This is a genomic window from Roseibium denhamense, assembly GCF_009711415.1.
GTDB lineage: Bacteria > Pseudomonadota > Alphaproteobacteria > Rhizobiales > Stappiaceae > Roseibium > Roseibium denhamense.
Genome location: NZ_SMLZ01000040.1, coordinates 1 through 689 on the forward strand (window position 1 = coordinate 1; position 689 = coordinate 689).

General features: G+C 59.2%; 2 protein-coding genes. Both read left to right on the forward strand.

What is annotated here, in order from left to right; genetic code table 11:
• The coding region (locus E1180_RS00125) for an oligopeptide/dipeptide ABC transporter ATP-binding protein (RefSeq protein WP_341873531.1) at window positions 1–370 on the forward strand (370 nt) is incomplete at its 5' end.
• Window positions 367–689 (forward strand): ATP-binding cassette domain-containing protein (locus E1180_RS00130; RefSeq protein ID WP_155189070.1); only part of this gene is annotated, 323 nt, incomplete at its 3' end. The genes E1180_RS00125 and E1180_RS00130, both read left to right, overlap by 4 nt.

The window sequence follows — 689 nt, forward strand, 5'->3', positions numbered from 1 at the left end:
CCACGATATGGGCGTGATCGCGGAATCCACGGACCGTGTTGCCGTCCTCTATGCCGGCCGGATCGCCGAGATCGGACCGACCCGGAACGTGTTGAGCGCTCCCTCCCATCCTTACACGGTCGGGCTGATGGCCTCCACGCCGACCGCAACGGGCACGATGCACACGCTCAGCCAAATCCCCGGCGCCATGCCGAACTTGCGCGCCATTCCAAAAGGATGCGCCTTTAACCCGCGCTGCGAAAAGGGCTTCACGCCCTGTTTCAACGACATTCCGGTCCTCGAGCCGGTCAAGGGCAGCCAAGTCGCGTGCTGGCTCTACGACCCCGCCTACGAAGCCAAAACAAAAGAAGTCTCTGGAGCCTCTGAATGACCGGCGAAACACCCTTGATCAGCGCCCGGAAGCTCGGCGCGGTTTTCGATGTGTCCAAGCCGTGGCTCAACCGGCTTCTGGCCATGGAACAGAAGAAATATCTGACAGCTGTCGACACGGTCGATTTCGACATTCCAAAGGGCAAGACCTTCGCCCTTGTTGGCGAAAGCGGATCGGGCAAATCCACGATTGGCCGGATGATTGTCGGGCTTCAAAAACCGACCACAGGCGAAGTGCTGATCGATGGTGAGGACTTTTTCGCCATCAAGGACGAGAAACGCAAACTCGCGATGCGCCGGCGCATCCAGATGATCTTTCA